We start from the raw sequence: 17,588 nt of genomic DNA on the forward strand, positions 1-17,588 counted from the left end.
GAGCAACGGAGCAATTCATGGCACACGCCACTCGCTTCCATGAAACCGGAGGCCCCGAGGTACTCCGGTGGGAGGCCACGGCCGTCGGCGACCCGGGCCCTGGTGAGGTGCGCGTCCGGCATGCCGCCGTCGGACTCAACTTCGCCGACACCTACTTCCGTACCGGGCTGTATCCCGCACCGCTCCCCGCGGGGCTCGGTGTCGAGGGTTCCGGGGTGGTCGAGGCCGTAGGCGAGGGCGTGGCGCATATCGCCGAGGGCGACCGCGTGACCTACACCGGCAGCCCGCTGGGCGCCTACAGCACGGAGCGGGTGATGCCCGCGGGCTCGCTGATCAAGCTGCCGGACGAGATCGACTGCGAGACCGCCGCGGCGATGACCATGCGTGGCCTGACCTCGGCCTATCTGCTGCGCCGGATCCATCCGCTCGCCTCCGGGGACACGGTGCTGCTCCACGCGGCGGCCGGCGGGGTCGGGCTGATCTTCTCCCAGTGGGCGAAGCTGCTCGGCATCACCGTGATCGGCACGGTATCGAGCGAGGAGAAGGCCGAGATCGCCCGCGCCCACGGCTGCGACCACATCATCCACTACCGCCGCGAGAACGTGGCCGAGCGGGTGCGTCAGCTGACCGACGGCCAGGGTGTCCCGGTGGTCTTCGACAGCATCGGCAAGGACACCGTCGCCGGATCCATGGCCTCGCTGCGGCGCCGCGGTCTGCTGGTGTGCTTCGGCACCGCCTCCGGGGTGCCGCCTCTCGACGCCATGCAACTGGCCATCCACGGCTCGCTGTTCGTGACCCGGCCCGCGCTGGCCGACTACATCGCCGAACCCGCGGAGCGGGACGCCCTGGCGGGCGAGCTGTTCGGGCATGTCGCGTCCGGACGCATCAAGATCCAGATCAATCAGCGCTACGCCCTCCAGGACGCGGCACAGGCACACCGCGAGCTGGAGGCGGGACGGACGACGGGGTCGTCCGTCTTCGTCCTCTGAACACACCCATCAACCAAGGAGTGAGCCATGCCCCGGACCGTCCCCCCGAAGGAAGCCACGCAGGAAGCCACGCCCGCCCTGGTGCGCCCGGGTGTCCTCCGCACGTCGATCAAGGTCGAGCCCCTCACCCGCACCATCGGAGCCGAGCTCTCCGGCGTGCACCTCGGCGACGCCGCGCGCGACGACGACCTCTTCTCCCAGATCAGGCAGGAGCTGCTGCGGTACAAGGTCCTCTTCCTGCGGGACCAGGACATCACCCGCGACGAGCACGTCGCCTTCGCCGCGCGCTTCGGCCCGCTGGAGGACCATCCGGTGGCCGGCAGCGACCCGGACCACCCGGGGCTGGTCCGCATCTACAAGGACCTGGCCAGCAAGCCCGAGCACTACGAGAACGCGCTCCACTGCGACGGGACCTGGCGCGAGTGCCCGTCCATGGGGGCCGTCCTGCGCTGCGTGGAAACGCCGGAAGTCGGCGGTGACACGATCTGGGTCAACATGGCCGAGGCCCACCGCGGGCTGCCCGAGCACATCAAGGCCCAGATCGCGGAGCTACGGGCACGGCACAGCATCGAGGCCACCTTCGGCGCGGTCCTGCCGACGGAGCAGCGCCACCAGCTGAAGGCGCGATACCCGGACGCCGAACACCCGGTGGTGCGCATCCACCCGGAGACCGGCGAGCAGATCCTCTTCGTCAACAGCTTCACGACCCACTTCGTCAACTACCACACGCCCGAGAACGTGCGCTTCGGCCAGGACTACGCGCCCGGGGCGAGCCATCTGCTGAACTACCTGATCAGCCAGGCGGCCGTCCCCGAGTACCAGGTGCGCTGGCGCTGGCGGAAGAACAGCGTCGCCATCTGGGACAACCGCTCCACCCAGCACTACGCCGTCCAGGACTACTGGCCCGGCGTCCGCAAGATGGAGCGCGCGGGCATCACCGGCGACAGGCCCATCTGAGGCGCGGCCGGACGACGAGAGAGGTGATGTCGATGGGACTTCACACGTCCGGCACGGTCCTGGCGGGCACGTCGCCCGCCGCACCGGCCGTATCCCGTGGGTACGCCTGGGTGGTGTTCGCGCTGAGCTTCGGGCTTCTGCTGTCCGACTACATGTCGCGGCAGGTGCTCAACGCCGTCTTTCCTCTGCTGAAGGCGGAATGGCTGCTGTCGGATGCCAGGCTGGGCTCGCTCAGCGGCATCGTGGCCCTGATGGTCGGTGTGCTCACCTTCCCGCTGTCGCTCCTGGCGGACCGCTGGGGCAGGGTCAGGTGCCTGGTGATCGCCGCGACCGTGTGGAGTCTCGCGACTCTGGGCTGCGCGTTGTCGGCGAGCTACGACCAGATGTTCCTGGGCCGGCTCATGGTCGGCGTCGGCGAAGCGGCCTACGGGAGCGTCGGGATCGCGGTGGTCCTCAGCGTCTTCCCCGTCGGGCTGCGCGCCACGCTCTCCGGCGCGTTCATCGGGGGAGGCGCCTTCGGATCCGTGCTGGGCGTGTCGATCGGTGGCATCGTGGGCCAGCATCTGGGATGGCGCTGGGCGTTCGGGGTGATGGGGATCTTCGGGCTGGTCCTGGCCGCGTTGTACGGCATCGTGGTCACCGAGAAGAGGCTGCGTTCGGCCTCTCGTGCCACGCATGGCGGGTCCGCCCATGCCATCCGTGGCACGTCCGCTCATGCCACGCACGGCGGGTCCGCCGAACGGGCCCCCATCCGGAGCCTGTTGCCGCGGCTCGTCTCGTCCGTTTCCGTGGTCTGTGCCTACATCGGCAGCGGATTGCAGATGTTCATCGCGATGGCGCTGCTCGCCTGGATGCCCACCTTCCTCCATCGCTACTACTCCATGCCCACCGCGAAGGCCGGTCTGGTCGCCGGAGTCTTCGCGCTGATCACCGGAGTCGGCATGATCGGCGGCGGGATGGTCGCGGACCGCGTCAGCCGGCGGTCCGGCGCGGGCAAGTGGACCGTCGCGACCGCCTGTAGCCTCGGATCGTTCGTGCTGCTGACGGCCGGATTCCAGCTGCCGACGGGCGCGCCGCAACTCGTGCTGATCGGGGCCGGGGCCCTGCTGTCCAACGCCACGGCCGGACCCGCGGCCGCCATGGTGGCGAATCTGACGCCCGCGGCCATCGCGGCGACGGCCATGGCCACGCTCACCCTGGCCAACAGCCTGCTCGGGCTGGCCCCCGGGCCCGCGGTGACGGGCGTCCTCGCGGACCACGTGGGGCTGCTCGGCGCGCTGCGGGCGGTCCCGCTCGTCGCGGTCGCGGCCGGCGTCGCCTTCACCATCGGCAAGTGCTTCTACGAGAAGGATCTGCGCCGCTTGGGCATGCTGTCCGACGTGGCGCACCGGACCCCGGAGCCGCGGTCATGAACCCCACCGGATCGCCCACGGTCGTGATCGTCCCCGGGCTGCGCGATCACGTACCGGACCACTGGCAGACCGTCCTCGCCGACCGGCTCGGCGACGACGCCCGTACCGTTCCGCCGCTGGAAACCGGCAGGCTGAGCCGTGACGCCCAGGTCGCCGCTCTCGAGGGGGTGCTGTCGGACATCGGTGGCCCGGTCGTCCTGATCGCCCACAGCGCCGGCGTACTCACCACCGTGCACTGGGCGCGGCGACACCATCGCCCGGTCCGGGGCGCGCTGCTGGCGGCGCCGCCGGACTTCGAAACGCCACTGCCGGAGGGCTACCCCACCCCGGAAGCCCTGCGTGCGAACGGCTGGACGCCGACCCCGCGGACACCCCTGCCGTTCCCCAGCATCGTCGCGGCGAGCACGAACGACCCCCTGGCCGCTTTCGAGAGCGTCGCCGGCCTCGCACGAGCGTGGGGCGGCCACTTGGTGGACCTCGGCCCCGTGGGACACCTCAACCCGGCCGCGGGCTACGGTGCGTGGCCGCGGGCCGAGGAGTTCATCCGCGAGCTCAGCCGAGTCCCGCCCGATGAGACCCTCTGACGTCCGGCGCATGACGTAGCTCCCCACCGGCCCCCTCCAGTCCCCTCCGGCCCCCCTCCCGCCCCTCCCGCCCGTCACAAGGAGCCGGTCAGGAATTGGAGAACGAGGCTGGTCACCGAGACCACCACCCACAGGCAGGCGCCGAGGACGAGCGGCCGGGGGCCGGTGCGGCGCAGTGCGGCGAGGTCGGTGGACAGGCCCGTCGCGGAGAGCGCGACGGTGATGAGGAAGACCGAGAGCTCGCCGAGTCCGTGGTGGGCGGCGGCCGGGATGAAGCCCAGGCCGTTCGCCGTGGCCATCAGCAGGAAACCGATCAGGAACCCGGGCACCAGCCTGACCACCCGGAGCCGGGGCCGGGCCGTGGCCTCCGCCGCGGCCCGGTCGCGGCGTCTCACCAGCCAGGCCAGTCCCAGGCAGATGGGGATGATCATGAGGCTGCGGGTGAGCTTGACGACGACCGCGTGGTCCGCCGCGGTCCGGCCGTAGCTGGTGGCCGCGGCGACCACCGAGGACGTGTCGTTGACCGCCGTCCCCGCGAAGAGGCCGAAGCTGTGCTGACTCATCCCCAGCAGGTGGCCGAGCAGCGGGAAGGTGAGCACGGCGGCGATGTTGAACAGGAAGATGGTGGAGACCGCGTAGGCCACCTCCACCCCGGCCGCGCCGATGACCGGGGCGGTCGCCGCGATCGCCGACGCGCCGCAGACGCCCGTGCCCACGCCGATCAGCGTGCGCAGGTCCCCGGCGATGCCGAGCCACCGGCCGATGCCGTACGCGGCGGCCAGACAGACCACCAACGAGCCGATCAGCACCGGAATCGAGCCGACGCCCACCTGGACCATCTGGGCCGGCGACAGTTGCGAGCCCAGGACGACGACCGAAGCCTGTAGGACCCGGGTGCTCGCGAACCCGATGCCGGGACGCCACCGTGCTCCTGGTCTCCTCAGGGCGGCCAGCAGCACACCGAGGACGATCCCGGCCACCGGGCCGCCGACGAGCGGGAACACCTTCCCCACCGCCGTGCCCGCCACCGCGAGAGCCAGGACGAGGGCCAGCCCGGGTACGAGAGCGGCCACGGCGGGCCGGGACGCCCGTGCCAGTTCGGCCTCCGGCCGCGCACCAGTCTCCGGCCGTGCCTCAGCCTCCGGCCGTGCCAGTGCGGCCTCCGGCCGTGCCAGTGCGGCCTCCGGCCGCGCACCAGTCTCCGGCCGTGACTCAGCCTCCGGTCGTGCCTCAGCCTCCGGTCGTGCCTCAGCCTCCGGTCGTGCGGGGACCGTACGGTCCAGATCTTCGCTCATGGCCTCGACTCTGCTGCGCTCCGGACCGTGGTTGTAGCCCCGAGATCGTGCGGAGGTCATAGCCAAGAGGCATGACCGCCGACCGGGTCCGGCCCATACCCTGGAGCTATGAGCCAGTTGCCGGATCCGGAATCACTGCGGCTGCTCGTCCTGGTCGGAGACGTGGGGAGCTTGAGCGGTGCGGCGGCGCGGCTCGGTCTTACGCAGCCGTCGGCGAGCAAGCGGCTGTCCGCACTGGAGCGCAGGCTGGGTCTGGTGCTGGTGGACAGGACGCGGCGGGGATCGCAGCTCACCGACGCGGGCCGGGCCGTGGCGGGCTGGGCGCAGCGGGTCCTCCAGGAGATGGAGGCGCTGCTGACCGGCACGGAGGCGCTGCGTACGAAGCGGGACGCCGAGCTGAGGGTGGCGGCCAGCATGACGGTGGCCGAGTGTCTGGTACCGGGCTGGATCGGCGAGCTGCGCCGCACTCGGCCGGAGTTGTACGTCGGCCTCCAGGTGACCAACAGCGAACAGGTTCCGGAGCTGCTCCGCAGCGGGGCGGTGGACCTGGGGTTCGTCGAGTCACCGCGGGCCCCGGCCGGGCTGTCCGCCCGGCAGGTCGCCCGCGACCGGCTGCTCGTGGTGGTCGCCCCGGGGCACCCCTGGACGCGCCGCCGTCGCCCGCTGAGCGTCGCCGAGCTCGTGGCCGCGCCGCTGGTGCTGCGCGAACGCGGATCGGGCACCCGCGAGACCCTGGACCAGGCCCTGCGCAAGGCCGGCGTGGGCGAACCGCTGCCCCTCCTGGAGCTGGGGTCGGCGACCGCCGTACGCAATGCCGTGATCGCCGGAACCGGCCCGGCAGTGATCAGTGAGCTCGCGGTGGGCGCCGACCTCGCCGATGGCCGCCTTGTGGCGGTGGAGGTCGAGGGGATCGAACTGCGCCGTGCCCTGCGAGCCGTCTGGGCTTCGGGACGCGTCCCCGTCGGCCCCGCGGCGGAACTCCTGGCCGTGACGAGACGCCGCGGAAAGCAGGCATGAGGCGCCGCGGGACCGACGTGGCACCGGCGCCATCCACCGACGCGTCAGCGGCGCCATCCACTGTCAGGCGGAGACGTCGCCGTGCGATTCGATGCGCTCGATCGTCTGCTCGCTCCATGCCCGGATGGCATCGGCCTGCTGCGGAGTGAGCGTGTCGAAGAAGTGGCGGCGGATGTTGCCGGCGTGCCCGGTGATGGCACTCCGCACGGCGCTGCGCCCCTCGGCGGTCAGCCTGGTCCCCGTACGGCGGCCGTAGGCGCCACTTTCGGTCCGTGCCACGAAACCGCGCTTCTCCATGCGGGTCAGCTGGTGTGAGACGCGGCTCTTCTCCCAGCCGAGCGACTCGGAGAGCTCGCCGACGCGCAGCTCGCGCCCGGCCGCGCGCCACAAGCTCATCAACACGCTGAACTCGGCCTTCGAGATGCCGAAGTCACGTTGGAGCGCACGGTCGAGCTCCTGGGCGAGCAGCCGCTGCGCACGCGTCCAGGCGCCCCAGAGCTCCCACTCCTCGGGGTCCAGGTCGCGGTTCTCCGTCATGGCGGAAATCCTACCCGGCGTGACCGCACAGTTGACGCATCAACTCCATGGAACCTAGAGTTGACGCATCAACTCTGCGAGAGGAGCTCACCCCATGAGGACGTTGGTGCGCGGCGGCATGGTGGTCAGCATGGACCCGGCCGTCGGCGATCTCCCGCAGGGCGACCTGCTCATCGAGGACGGCCGGATAGCGGCGATCGCCGCCCACGTGGACACGGCCGACTCGGAGGTCGTCGATGCCCGCGGCAAGATCGTGATGCCCGGTTTCGTCGACACCCACCGGCACACCTGGCAGACCGCCTTCCGCGGCATCGGCGCCAACTGGACGTTCCGCGAGTACGGCGCCGCCATGCACGGCACGCTCCGGCCGCACTACCGGCCGGAGGATGTGTACCTGGGCAACCTGCTGGGCCGGATCGAGGCACTGAGCTCGGGCGTCACGACCATGCTCGACTGGTTCCACTGCTCCGACCGCCCGGAGAACGCCGACGCCGCGATCCAGGCGCTGCGTGACGCGCCCGGCCACTCGGTGTTCTGCTACGGCGCGGGCTTCGCCGACGACTCGATCGCCACCGAGGTCAAGCGCGTGCGGTCCCAACTGCCGGACGACGGCATGGCGTTGGGGCTGCGCGGTCCGCAGTTGACCTCGATGGACACCACCGCCGCCGATGTCGCACTGGCACGGGAACTCGGGCTGCGGGTGAGCGTCCACGTACACGCCGCCACGGGCTGGCCCAGCGGCGAGCGCCCCGTCGCGGACATGCGTGACCGCGGGCTGCTGGACGACCGCACGACCTTCGTGCACGGCAACGGCATCTCCGACGACCAGGTGGCGATGATGGCCGACGCGGGCTGCTCGGTGACGATCAGCCCGGACGTCGAGATGAAGATGGGCTTCGGCTGGCCCGAGACCGGCCGCATGCTGGCCGCCGGAATCCGCCCGTCGCTGTCCGTCGACGACTGCCCGTCCGCCGGCGGCGACATGTTCGCCACCATGCGCACGGCGTTTTCCGTCCAGCGCGGTCTGAACGGCGGCCTCACGGCGCGGGACTTCGTCGAATTCGCCACGGTGGACGGCGCCCGCACCTGTGGACTCGACGCCAGGACCGGCAGCCTCAGCGTCGGTAAGGACGCCGACTTCATCCTCCTCGACGCCGAGGACCTCACGGTCTTCCCGGTCACGGACCCCATCGGCACGATCGTCTCCGCCGGTCACCCCGGGCTGGTGGACAGCGTCTTCATCGCCGGGGAGCCGGTCAAGCGAAACGGCCGGCTGCTCGACGTCGACCTGCCGGCACTGCGCACCCGGCTGCTGGAGTCCCGCGCCCGGATCGCCGAAGCCGCGGGCGTGCCGCTCGACGGATCCTGGGCACCGAACGCGAGCGCGCCGAGGCGTTGAGAGGCGTTGATACGTCTCGGGTCCTACGAGGGGTCTCCCCTGTTCGTCTTCATCGCCTACAATGCCCCGGCCAACTGGCGAAAAACGCGCGGTCGTCGCGCATGGGCGGGAGGAGCCGCGATGGCAACGGGGGGATGGGGTCTGCCGAACGACCCCGGGCAGGGCGGCAACCGCTGGGGTCCGCCGCCTGCGCCGGGTCCGTACGGGCCGCCGCCGACACCGAACCCCTATGGGCCCCCGCCCCCGCCGCCCGGGCCCTACCGTCCGGCGCCCGTCGGTCGGCGCTGGTACCGGCGAGTGCCCTTCCTGTCCTTCCTCATCCCCCTGCTTCGCCTGGCGCACCGGCCCGCGCGGAAACTGTTCGACCAGGACGGCGGCGGGCGCGTCCACGACCCCCTGGTCGACCGCGTCCAGATCACCCGGACGGTGCTCGGCGTCCTCGCGACGCTCGCCCTCTACTACGTGTACGGATCGGACGGCGACCTGGAGGACCAGGCCAGCGAGAGTGCGGCCCAGCTCATCGTGACCCCGGTCCTGCTCCTCGTCGCCGGACCGGTGGTCATCGCCCTCTTCATCCGCTACGCGCCCGCGGAGCGGCGGCGGTTGCTGCGCTCCCGGCTCAGCGTCCCGGCCAAGACCGTCGGCTGGTACGTCCTGACCGTGGCCGTCCTCGCCGCCACGGTGTGGGCGATCTCGGCCAACCCCGGGATGCTGGAAGGGCTGCACGGGGTGTGGCTCTTCGTGGCCGCCGTGCCCGCGCTCGTGCTGGTGCTGTGGGGCCTGCCGTTCTTCTTCCTGGCCTCGGCCTACGTCGCCCGCTCCGCCTTCAACACCGCCTATGTGCACGCCGCGCTGCCGGCCGTGCTCACCGTGGTGCTGGTCTGGATCATCGCCGTCTTCAACGCGACCGGGAGCGGCATGCCCAACGGGCCGCTGTGGGCACAGCTCTGCTCCCTGTTCGGCGGCCCGCTGTCGGTGACCGGACTCTCCCTGTGGGAGCTGTACCGACTGCGCACCCGCCACGGCGTGACCATACGCGGCTGAGGCGTCCCGCCACATCCGCGGCGTACGCCGCGGATGTGGCGGCGCTCATCCCCGGTCCGCCCGGGCCTTCATCGACCGGCGGGCACGGCCGCCGCACCGCCGCGCGGGGTCCGCTCCTCGGCAGGCCGAGCTCGATCACCGTCAGTGCGATCTGGAACCACCGCGGCCAGCCGTGCACCGCGAGCGAGAGCAACCGGCCCACGCCGCCCACCAGAAAGACCCCGGCCAGCCACCGCACCACCCGGGCCGGGATCGGACGCTGCCGCGCGGCCCAGATCCAGCCCAGCCCGTAGCCGGCGAAGCCGGCCCCCATGAACCGGCCCCAGCTGTCGACCGTCGTACCGGCGGAACCGGCGGGGGATCGCCGCGAGCCCCGGTCCGGGGCTTGGGGCGAAACCCGCCCGGGGTCTGGGGCGAAGCCCCGCCAGTTCGGGGTCTGAGGCGAAGCCCCCGTCCGGGGCCTGGGACGAACCCCCGCCGGTTCGGGGCCTGGGGCGAAGCCCCTCTGGGGCGGAGCCCCGGTCGGGGCTGGGGCGCCCCCGTCCGGGGCCTGGGGCAAAGCCCCGGTACGGGGCCTGGGGCAAAGCCCCGGTACGGGGCCTGGGGCAAAGCCCCGGTACGGGGCCTGGGGCAAAGCCCCGGTACGGGGCCTGGGGCAAAGCCCCGGTACGGGATCTGGGGCAAAGCCCCGGTACGGGATCTGGGGCAAAGCCCCGGTACGGGATCTGGGGCAAAGCCCCGGTACGGGGCCTGGGGCGGAGCCCCAGTTTCGGGAAGGGGCGGGGAGGGGAAAGATCGCCCGACACCCCGTAAGCGTCCCGTTGCGGTCGCTTCGCCGCCGCGGGACGAGCTGATACGGCCGACGAGTTCGGCGACCCAGCGCCCCCGGCCCGACCAACAAGCGTCCGCGCGCGGACCGGTCAGCGCACCGTCAGGCGCCGCAAGCGGGACGCCGCCTGCGCCGACGCGTCGACCTCCAGGCTGACGTAGCGGGCCGTCCCAGCAGCGGTCAGCCGACGTACACGCCCCCGCCCGGCGAGGGCTCCAGCGTCCCGATAGGTAATGCCGTCCGTGCTGAAGCCGACCTTCGCCCCCGGCACCGCCCCCACCGTCCACTCGGCCTCCACCAGACGGACCGCCCGGGCCGCGCCGAGGTCCACGACCATGCGGCCGCGCGGCCCCGGCCGCCAGGCCGTATGGGCGTCGCCGTCCACCGCCGCCGCGGGGTCGGACATGCCCTCCGGCAGCGGGCTCGTGGGGAAGACGGTCCTGCCGAGGGCCAGGTCGTCGTGCGGATGGGCGGCCGCACCGGCCAGGACGACGGTGATCGTCCGGTCCGCCCTGACGACGGCGACCTCGCTGCGCCCCTGGGCCCGGACGCGCAGGGCGCAGGAGGCCCCGGACAGGCGCACGGTCGCGCCGTCCACGACCTGGACCCGCAGGCCCGGCGGCAGGCGCCGGCTCGTGAGGGGGGTGAGCGTGAAGCGCGGGGCCAGCACGACCGCCGTGGCGGCGGGCAGCGCGGCCTCGAAGGACGTGCCGTCGGCGGTCAGCGTCTGCGTGCCCTCGAAGGCCACCGTGTCCGTGCCGGTGCGCGGGATCGTGATCCGCGTCCTGACGTCCTCGCCGGAGAGGTTGAACAGGGTCAGATGCCCGTCCGTCAGCGTCGTGCGCACCTCGGCGGCCTCCGCCGTGGGCGCGGCCGTCCGGGCGAGCGCGCGCAGCGCCCCGGCCGACGTGCCGGGGAAGCCCTCGACGAGGAGCGGTGCCGCCGGCCCGTCGCCGAGGACGATCTTGTCGTCGTAGACGCCGATCGGGTTCCGGCCGTCACGCACCACGAGCCCGGCGCGGCCGTCGACGTCGAGCCAGCCGCCGCGGCTGCTCACCGCCGGCCTCGGCCCGGTCGCCAGATCCCGCCAGTCCCGGCCGTCCGCGGAACCCTGGACGCGGTAGGCGCGGCCGGCCGCCGACTCCCAGCGCAGGGTGACCCGGTCGATCCGGCGCTCGGCGCCGAGGTCGACGGCCAGCCAGCTGTCGGCGCGCGGCCGGTCGGCCCTCGACACCGCCCAGCGGGTGGCCGCGTCGCCGTCGACCGCGAGCGGCGCGCCCTTCCCGGTGTCGGCCGACGAGGCGGTGGCGGACCCGCCGCGCGCGAGGTCCGCGCCCTGGGCGCCGTCGCGCACCTCGAAGGCGTACAGGGAGTACCCGTAGGCCGGGTCGGGCCGCACGCCGAGCATGCGGACGTGGCGCACCGTCGTGGGGGTGAAGCCGAGGTCGTCGACCCGTCCGGCGGGTGTGTCGGTGGCGGTGTCGCGGGCGCGGAGGGTCGCCTCGCCCTCCTCGAAGCGGTAGGTGCGCGCGCCGTCGAGCCCCGGCATGCCGGGCATCGTCAGGTTGTGCACCCCGAGGTGGCCCTCGGCGTCGGCGGTGCCGTCGCTCGCGTAGACGATCGAGCCCGTCGGGAGGGTCGCGAACCCGGCCCAGCCGCCGTCGAGGCGCAGGAGCGTCGCACTGCCGTCGAAGCCGTCGCGCGGGGACTCGTACACGCGCACGGTACGGCTTTGGACCTTCGCGGCGGTGGCGGGCAGGAACATCGGGGTCGCGCCGCTGAGCCGGAACAGCCAGTCGTCATGCCCCGGCTGCCAGGCGAACTTCACGAACCCGGGCTTCGTCACGGCACCGGCCCACGCGGCCCGCGACTGGTGCGACACCAGTCCGGGGCCGGTCCCGAAGTCCGTGACACCGGAGGCCCGCGCGAACAACTCCTCGCGCGACAGCGCCTCGACGGGCCGCCCGGACGCCGCCGCCCACACGTGCAGCAGATAGCTGATCGCGATCTCGGCGCGCGCCTCCGGCTCGTACTTCGGCTCCCCCGAGAACTTCGCCATCCGGTGCTCGGGCGGGTACTGCTGGTACGCCTCCAGCCGGGACGCCAGCTCCCGCTCCGCGCGCGCCGCGGCCCGGTCGCGCATCACCTGGGAGAGGAAGGCGAGCGGGATGACGTCCCTGCCGTAGAGGTGCTCGCGGTCGTTGACCATCGGCATCAGCGGTTCGCCCGCGTCGCTCATGACGCCCAGCAGCGTGTGCCACAGCGGCTGGGCGTTCGGTTGGCGCGCCAGGACCTGCGGGAGGGGGCGCCCGGCGGCCAGGAAGTGCGCGGCGTTACGGCCGGAGGTGCGCCACAGCTCCTCCTGGTAGTGCGGGCCGAAGGAGCCGTGGTTCTCGACGATGAAGGTGTCGTACAGGTTGCGGGCGGTGTTCTCGGAGACGGCGACGCCGTCCACGCGGGCGGGGTTGGCCAGGTCGGCGGGCGGCAGCCCCGCCTCGTTGCGCGACCAGACGCCGTACCACCTCGCCCAGTCGGCGGCGCGAGGGTCGTCGTGGGCCCACGCGAGCGCCGGTGCGAGGGTCTGCGCGTACAGGCCCATCTCCTCCAGCTTGGTGTCGCCGACATGTCCGCCCTTCAGGCCGTTCGGCGTCCAGTCGCCCGAGGCGGGGTCGTCGCCACTGCCCAACGACGCGGTGTAGGCGGCCTGTTCGCGGACGATGGTCTCGACGTTGCGCCGCGTCGCGGTGTCGAGGTCCTGCCACAGCAGCCGGGCGGCGAGGACGAAGTACGACTGGAAGGTGGTGTCGAAGAAGAGCGTGCGGCCCCACTCGTCGCCGCCGGTGAGCCGGTTCGAGGCGGCGAAGTGACGGATGGTGGCGAGCGTGCGCCGCTCGAGGGTCTCCCGGTCGGTGCCCGCGCGCGCCGCGTCGTAGGTGCCGTGGGTGAGCAGGACCGCGTTGCCGAGCACCACGGCGAACCCGAAGTCCTTGGCGGTGTAGTGCCCCTGGGTCTCGTCCCACTGCGTCTCGGACCACCGGGTGTGGTCCAGGAGCACCCGCAGATAGGTGGCCGCGACGGCGTCGGGCGGCGTGTCGGTGCGGCCCCGCGCGGCGTGGGCGCTCGCGGCTCCGGTGAGCGGGGGCAGAGCGGCCAGCGCGCCCGTGAGACCGGCGAGGTGCAGAAAGCGGCGACGGTCGAGGGGCAGGGACGGGTGCGACACGGAACGACACCTCGGAGGCTGGACAACGTTGTCAAAGCGCATTCTTGGGCCGCTCCGGTATGCGCGTCAACGGGTGTGACGTCAGCCGTTCGGACAGCACGTCGGCGCCCGCGGAGGTACGAGCAGTGCCTGTAGAGCCGGACCGACGCGCCGGACGATCGCCTCGCGGTCTTCCTCGGCGAGCACGGAGACTCGCACGATCTGCCGCCCGACGGTGATACCGATCAGCATGGAGGACGCGAGAGCAGCGCGGAGCTCGGCATCATGAGGGTCCGACCCGAAGCGCCGGACGCCTTCGGACAGCCGCGATTCGATGAACTCCCGCAGCTGTGCGCCCGCCTGTTCGTTGGAGACCGCTCCACGCAGCATCGCCCGCAGCGCGTCGGCGTCGGGCTGATCGCCCTCCCAGACGGCGAGATACGCCCGGACAGCCTGCTCACCAACCGATTCCAGAGGACCGCTGAACGCGCCCGCGATACGGGAGAGCGCCTCGGGCGAGATCGACATCACCGCTCCGAAGAGCTCGTCCTTCGACCGGAAGAACTGCATGACGAGTGCGGCGTCGACGCCGGCGTCCGCGGCGATCGCCCGGATCGTCGCGCCCTTGAACCCGGCCGCGGCGAACTGCCGACGCGCGGCATCGAGCACCGCCTGGCGGGTCGTGTTCCGTCCGGGCCTTCGGCCGCGCCGCGCAGGCGGCTCCCGTGTTTCGAGTCGCTCAGCCATGTCGGCAGTGTACGGTGAGCACGCGATATCAACGTCCGTTGATATGCTGCCGCGGGGCACCAGCGGCGGCCACGCCTCCTACCTCCAGCTCCCGTTCCGCACGCCCGAGGAAGAGCCCATGACGCAGACAGGTTTACTGGCCGGCCCGATCACCGGTCTCATCTACGAAACCCCCACTCACCAGGGACTCACGGGAGCAGAGGGTGAATTCCTGTACGAGGAGGGAGAACGGGTCGCTTTCCTCGTCGGGGCGACACCCATCGGCAACGTCTCCGCCCGCCCCCGGGTGAACCTGGCGCAGATCGTCGCCCGTGTGGACGGTGATGTCGCCAAGCTGCGCGACCCCGGGCTGACGAACATCGCCCGATTCGTGTTCACCCTCGGCCGGAAGAACGTCCGGGACCACGGGACACAGATCGCCCCAGAGGTCCACGACATCATCGGGCGCCGGCACATCGATTTCCGGCACGACGCCGACTTCACGGGCACCGCTGCCGCGGACAAGGTCCAGGCGTTCACCGACGACCCGGTCATCGCCGAGATCCTGCGGGATCTGAACGAAGCCGGAGTCTTCGAGGACACCGGCCCGCGAACTCTGTGCACACCGGCGAACGCCCGGAATGAAGTGCGTCGCAACGCGATGGGCATCCTGCGGTTCCGCGACGTCAAGATCCCGCTGCACAACGGCGAGTACGTCCTCGCAGACGTCTTCCGGCCCGCTCAGCCAGGCACCTACCCGGTCGTCATCAGTTCGGGGCCCTACGGCAAGGCGTTCAACCACCACTCCATCGCGACCGCCGCCGACCTCGAAGAGCACGAGCTCATGGAGGACGACTACTTCTGCGGCAATCCCGGCGGGCAGCCATTCGAGAATCACGAAACGGTCAACACCGTATCCTGGGTTCCCGACGGATACGCGGTCGTACGAACAGACATGCCCGGCGCCGGCAACAACCCCGGACGGCTCGCCCCCTGGGGGATCGCCGGAGCCGAGGCTCTTCGCGACTGCATTGACTGGGCCGGCGTTCAACCATGGTCGAACGGCAACGTCGGCACCTGGGGCATGTCATACCTCGCGATGAGCCAGCACCAGGCCGCCGGCCTCCAGCCCAAGCACCTCAAAGCGATGATCGCCATCGGCACCGACGTGGACCTCTACGAGGAGGTCGCCTACAACGGCGGAATCTTCAACGAGCAGTTCTGGCCCGTCTGGAAGGCGAACGGGATCGACCCCGCAGTCGTGGGAACGCCCGACATCGCGGACTTCATCCAGACCCTGAAGAACAGCCCCTTCCGCGACACCGACCCCGACGCCGTCTTCGGACCACGGGCCGACGTCTTCATGAGCCCCGACCTGACCGACGTCACCGTTCCCCTCTGGGCAGTTGCCGCAACGACGCACTCCGCTCACTTCCACCAGCTCGGCGGCAGCAACGCCTATCTGGCCACACCGACCGCGAACAAGAAGCTCGACCTCTGGGACGACTGGTTCCAGAAGTCCTACGCCGAGGAGACCGTCGCCGCGCACAAAGCCTTCTTCGACCACTGGCTCAAGGGAGTCGACAACGGGATCATGGACGTCCCGCCCGTGCGCCTGGAGATCCGGACCGGCAATGGTGCCGCGCACATCCTCCACGAGAACGAGTGGCCCATCGCGCGCACCGAGTACCGCCGCTGGTACCTCGACGCCTCTCGCGCACAGACGGCCCAGCCGGCAGGAGAGCGACAGTTCCTCCGGCTGGAGACGGCCGAACCGACCGCCTCGGCGCAGACGGCATATCCGGCCGAGATCGCGCTGGTTCCTCCTGCCCACGGAACGGCCTTGCGTGTCGATACCGCATCGGCCCAGTCCGATCCGCACGCCACCGGCTGCTCGTTCCTCAGCCCTCCGCTGACCGCCGACGCGATCCTCGCCGGATACGGAAAAGTCGGCTTGACGGTCTCGTCCACCAGCCACGACATGGACATCTACGTGTAGGTACGGGTCATCGACGAGACCGGCCACGAAGTCGACTTCACCGGGTTCGCCACGAGCGGCTTCGGCGATCGTCCCATTCCACTGATGAAGGGCTGGCTGAAAGCCTCACACCGGAAAATCGACGAAGAACGCAGCACGAACTACACCGTCAAACACACCCATCGCAAAGCCGACTACGCGGAGCTCGTCCCAGACGAGGAGGTCGAGGTCGAAATCGAGTTGGTCCCCAGCACCGGGCTGCTCAGAAAAGGCCAGCGCATCCGCGTCGACGTGCAGCCCTACGACGGCGTCGCGCACGGGATGCACCACGCCTACGACCCCGCCTACCACGACGGGGCCGTCAACAGAGTGCACACAGGACCGTCCCGCCTGGGCTACGTACAGCTGCCGATCGTTGGTTGACACCGCCCTGGGTGTGTTGTCCCGTCACCGACGTGCCCGGACAACACACCTAGGCGTTGTTCCGCAGTGCGTCGTAGATGGCCGTGACGTAAGCGCCGCTGCGGTCGGAACCGATGATGCCGGGGGCCATCCTGTTCATCATGTAGGAGATCGTCATGCGCCGATCGAGGTCCATGATGATCATTGACCCGCCCCAGCCTCCCCAGAAGCAGATCCTTCCCTCGGGGATCCAGGCGATGGTCTCCTTCTTGGGCAACGCATAGCCGACACCCCAGCGCAATGGGATGCCGAGGACCAGGTCCACACCGTTGGCCTGTTCATTGAAGATGAGATCGATCGTGTCCGGGCCGAGCAGGCGGACACCGTCGACCTCACCACCGCGGGCGATCGCGGACAGCATACGTGCGACGGAGCGGGCGTTGCCGTGCCCGTTGATCGCGCCCATGTCCGCGCGGCGCCATTCCGGGGTGTTGGCGGCGGTCGCCTCCAGATAGGGCCCGGTCGCGGCCCTGACACCCGGGTTGTCCGGCCCCAGGGCGTCGGTGTCGATCCGGATGGGGGGTGGCGGAATCACGTTCGCGATCCGGCCCCAGTCCTCCTCGGCGGCACCGATCTGGAAGTCGGCGCCCAGCGGACCGGCGATCTCCTCGGCGACGAACCGCTTCAGGGGCTTTCCGCTCACGCGGCGGACGACCTCGCCGAGCAGATGACCGAAGTTCGTCAAGTGATAGCCCGAGGCCGTCCCCGGCTCCCACCACAGGGCCTGAGCGGCCAGCCGCGAGGTGGACTTCTCCCAGTCGTAGAGGTCCTCAAGCACGGCGGGCTGGTCGAGACCGGCGACCCCGGAGCAGTGCGAAAGAAGGTGGCGGATTTCGACGTTCTGTTTGCCGTTGGCGGCGAACTCGGGCCAGTACTCGGCCACCGGTGCGTGAATGTCGAGTTCGCCACGGTCGACGAGCATGAGCGCCGCCAGGCTGGTGACGGTCTTCGTGGTCGACCACACATTGGTGATGGTGTGTTCGTCCCACGCCACGGTGCGAGCCGGGTCGCGGAAGCCGCCCCACAGGTCGATGACGACGTCGCCGTCGATGTCGAGGACCAGGGACGCGCCCAGTTCCTCGCCGGAGGCCACGTTCTCCTCGAACTTGGCGCGGACGGTGTCGAATTGGGCGTCGTGCCTTCCCTCTACGTTGCTCATG

Annotated in this window: 12 protein-coding genes and 2 pseudogenes; 8 read left to right on the top strand and 6 right to left on the bottom strand. The window is 71.2% G+C overall.

Annotation, left to right across the window (positions count from 1 at the left end; genetic code table 11):
• Positions 1-17: 17 nt before the first annotated feature.
• From ACT2CW_RS22375 to ACT2CW_RS22390, 4 genes are read left to right on the top strand one after another with little or no spacing between them, the layout of a single operon-like run.
• Positions 18-989, top strand: coding sequence for a quinone oxidoreductase family protein (locus ACT2CW_RS22375; RefSeq protein ID WP_445517992.1), 972 nt, complete (start codon positions 18-20; stop codon positions 987-989).
• Positions 990-1,016: 27 nt separating this feature from the next.
• A complete protein-coding gene (locus tag ACT2CW_RS22380; protein ID WP_445517993.1) occupies positions 1,017-1,946 on the top strand; it encodes a TauD/TfdA dioxygenase family protein in 930 nt (309 codons plus the stop codon).
• Positions 1,947-1,978: 32 nt separating this feature from the next.
• Positions 1,979-3,358 (top strand): MFS transporter, encoded by a 1,380-nt coding sequence (locus ACT2CW_RS22385; protein WP_445517994.1) that lies wholly within the window; start codon positions 1,979-1,981, stop codon positions 3,356-3,358.
• Entirely contained in the window at positions 3,355-3,942 is a 588-nt protein-coding gene (locus ACT2CW_RS22390; protein WP_445517995.1) for an RBBP9/YdeN family alpha/beta hydrolase, read from the top strand. Before ACT2CW_RS22385 ends, ACT2CW_RS22390 begins: the two co-directional genes overlap by 4 nt.
• A 74-nt stretch (positions 3,943-4,016) precedes the next feature.
• On the opposite strand, the gene ACT2CW_RS22395 is transcribed toward ACT2CW_RS22390, so the two are convergent.
• Positions 4,017-5,237 (bottom strand): YeiH family protein, encoded by a 1,221-nt coding sequence (locus ACT2CW_RS22395; protein WP_445517996.1) that lies wholly within the window; start codon positions 5,235-5,237, stop codon positions 4,017-4,019.
• Positions 5,238-5,345: 108 nt separating this feature from the next.
• Between ACT2CW_RS22395 and ACT2CW_RS22400 the strand changes: the two genes are divergently transcribed.
• A complete protein-coding gene (locus ACT2CW_RS22400) occupies positions 5,346-6,254 on the top strand; it encodes a LysR family transcriptional regulator (RefSeq protein ID WP_445517997.1) in 909 nt (302 codons plus the stop codon).
• Between the two features lie 63 nt (positions 6,255-6,317).
• Here the strand turns inward: ACT2CW_RS22400 and ACT2CW_RS22405 are convergent, their stop codons facing one another.
• Entirely contained in the window at positions 6,318-6,791 is a 474-nt protein-coding gene (locus ACT2CW_RS22405; RefSeq protein ID WP_445517998.1) for a MarR family winged helix-turn-helix transcriptional regulator, read from the bottom strand.
• 94 nt (positions 6,792-6,885) lie between these two features.
• Here ACT2CW_RS22405 and ACT2CW_RS22410 point away from each other — a divergent pair, with 94 nt between their 5' ends.
• Both ACT2CW_RS22410 and ACT2CW_RS22415 read left to right on the top strand, forming a co-directional pair.
• Positions 6,886-8,190, top strand: a complete 1,305-nt coding sequence (locus ACT2CW_RS22410; RefSeq protein ID WP_445517999.1) for an amidohydrolase family protein — start codon at positions 6,886-6,888, stop codon at positions 8,188-8,190.
• A 297-nt stretch (positions 8,191-8,487) separates the two neighbouring features.
• Entirely contained in the window at positions 8,488-9,234 is a 747-nt protein-coding gene (locus ACT2CW_RS22415) for a hypothetical protein (RefSeq protein ID WP_445518000.1), read from the top strand.
• 68 nt (positions 9,235-9,302) lie between these two features.
• On the opposite strand, the pseudogene ACT2CW_RS22420 reads toward ACT2CW_RS22415, so the two are convergent.
• From ACT2CW_RS22420 to ACT2CW_RS22430, 3 genes and pseudogenes are all read right to left on the bottom strand, one after another.
• A pseudogene (locus ACT2CW_RS22420) lies at positions 9,303-9,589 on the bottom strand (DUF4345 domain-containing protein); the annotation flags it as partial.
• A gap of 565 nt (positions 9,590-10,154) precedes the next feature.
• Entirely contained in the window at positions 10,155-13,283 is a 3,129-nt protein-coding gene (locus ACT2CW_RS22425; RefSeq protein WP_445518001.1) for a discoidin domain-containing protein, read from the bottom strand.
• 81 nt (positions 13,284-13,364) lie between these two features.
• Positions 13,365-14,009 (bottom strand): TetR/AcrR family transcriptional regulator, encoded by a 645-nt coding sequence (locus ACT2CW_RS22430; RefSeq protein WP_445518002.1) that lies wholly within the window; start codon positions 14,007-14,009, stop codon positions 13,365-13,367.
• Positions 14,010-14,649: 640 nt separating this feature from the next.
• On the opposite strand from ACT2CW_RS22430, the pseudogene ACT2CW_RS22435 reads away from it, so the two are divergent.
• Positions 14,650-16,389 (top strand): annotated as a pseudogene (locus tag ACT2CW_RS22435) (CocE/NonD family hydrolase).
• Positions 16,390-16,438: 49 nt separating this feature from the next.
• Here ACT2CW_RS22435 and ACT2CW_RS22440 read toward each other — a convergent pair.
• Positions 16,439-17,587: a serine hydrolase domain-containing protein gene (locus ACT2CW_RS22440; protein WP_445518003.1), complete on the bottom strand. Its 1,149-nt coding sequence runs from the start codon at positions 17,585-17,587 to the stop codon at positions 16,439-16,441.
• Position 17,588 lies beyond the last annotated feature (1 nt).

Source organism: Streptomyces sp. NEAU-174 (genome assembly GCF_052665095.1).